Raw genomic sequence first — 1,948 nt, 5'->3', positions numbered from 1 at the left:
ATCCCTTACAATACGCCCCTAAAATTTTGAAAGAACACAAGAATCATGGAAGCCGAAGTAATCAACCAGCTTAACAACACCCTAAACGACCTGGAGAAGCGCAGCGAAGACATCCGCGTCTATATGGACTACCAAGGCAAAAAAGACCGCCTTGAAGAAGTCGTCGGCCTCTCCGAAGACCCGGAACTGTGGAACGACCCCAAACGCGCCCAAGAAATCGGCAAAGAGCGCAAAATCCTCGAAGGCATCGTGGTAACCCTCGACAACATCGCCACAGGCATCGAAGACAACCGTATGTTGATCGAAATGGCTGTTGAAGAAAACGACGAAGAAGGTTTCGCCGCCGTGCAGGAAGATGTGGCCGGTTTGGAAAAACAAATGGCCGACCTCGAATTCAAACGAATGTTCAACCAGCCTGCCGATCCGAACAACTGCTTTATCGACATTACCGCAGGCGCAGGCGGTACGGAAGCCGAAGACTGGGCAGGCATGCTGTTCCGCATGTACAGCCGTTACGCCGAGCGCAAAGGCTTCAAAATCGAAATCCTTGAGGAAGACGACGGCGAAATCGCAGGTATCAACCGCGCCACCATCCGCGTGGAAGGCGAATACGCCTACGGCTTGCTGCGTACCGAAACCGGCGTTCACCGCTTGGTGCGATACTCGCCGTTTGACTCCAACAACAAACGCCATACGTCTTTTTCATCCGTGTTCGTGTACCCCGAAATCGACGACTCCATCGAAATCGAAATCAACCCGGCCGATTTGCGTATCGACACCTATCGCGCATCCGGTGCCGGTGGTCAGCACATTAACAAAACCGACTCTGCCGTGCGTATTACCCACGAGCCGACAGGGATTGTAGTGCAATGTCAAAACGACCGCTCGCAACACGCCAACAAAGCTGCCGCGATGGAAATGTTGAAATCCAAACTGTACGAATTGGAAATGCGCAAACGCAACGAAGAGAAACAGGCGTTGGAAGAAGGCAAATCCGATGTGGGTTGGGGCAGCCAAATCCGCTCATACGTTTTGGACTCCTCACGCATCAAAGACTTGCGTACAGGCTACGAAGTCGGCAACACCAAAGCCGTATTGGACGGCGACTTGGACGGCTTCATCGAAGCCAGCCTGAAACAAGGTGTGTAAACCGTAAGAGATAAACAGGCCGTCTGAAAGGTTTCAGACGGCCTGTTTGTTGTTGAATATGGCAGTAACTATATCCACTCCGATGATTTATATTTCCAGCGGGTAAAAGGTTTTATCTATTTGAATAAGCTAAAGTCTTATCAGTCTAAATGGAATGCCGAACGCCGTAAATATATCCGTTTTCGGCCGCATGAAAAATACAATATAGCAAATCTAAAAATTAATAGGTTTTTGAATATGTAGGGCATGACGGAGATGGCCGCGATATGCTTGTTATGTAGCTATTGAGTTCTTTTTTAAATGCGAATATTAATCTTTCTGTAAGAATATGCTTTTTAATGTTTTGCAAATGCAAAGATTGACGGTAATATATGGCTTCCATAAAAATGATTGGTAGGTATAACAGGCCGTCTGAAGCCTGAGCCTGTCTAATATATAGGAGAACTCATAATGTCCGGTCAAAAGCCATCTTCTGCCGAGAAAACTTTCTTCGGCCATCCTTTGCAATTATCCACCCTATTCCACATTGAGCTGTGGGAACGCTTTTCCTTCTACGGTATGCAGGGCATCCTGCTGATTTATCTATATTACGCCGCGAATCAAGGCGGTTTGGGTATGGATAAGGCTTTGGCCGGCGGTATCGTTGGCGCATACGGCGGCAGCGTTTACCTGTCCACCATTCTCGGCGCATGGTTGGCCGACCGCATTTGGGGCGCGGAACGTACCCTGTTTATCGCCGGTATCGTCGTGATGACCGGCCATATTTTATTGGCGATTGTGCCGGGCTTAATGGGATTGC

Annotated in this window: 2 protein-coding genes; both read left to right on the top strand. The window is 48.8% G+C overall.

Annotation, left to right across the window (positions count from 1 at the left end):
- The first annotated feature begins 45 nt into the window (after positions 1–45).
- Positions 46–1,149, top strand: a complete 1,104-nt coding sequence (gene prfB, locus ACTHUM_RS12545) for a peptide chain release factor 2 (RefSeq protein WP_003681666.1) — start codon at positions 46–48, stop codon at positions 1,147–1,149.
- A 450-nt stretch (positions 1,150–1,599) separates the two neighbouring features.
- The coding region (locus ACTHUM_RS12540) for an oligopeptide:H+ symporter (protein ID WP_440403013.1) at positions 1,600–1,948 on the top strand (349 nt) is incomplete at its 3' end.

This window comes from Neisseria sp. P0021.S006, from assembly GCF_051956895.1.
This window is presented reverse-complemented; position numbering and strand designations above follow the sequence as displayed.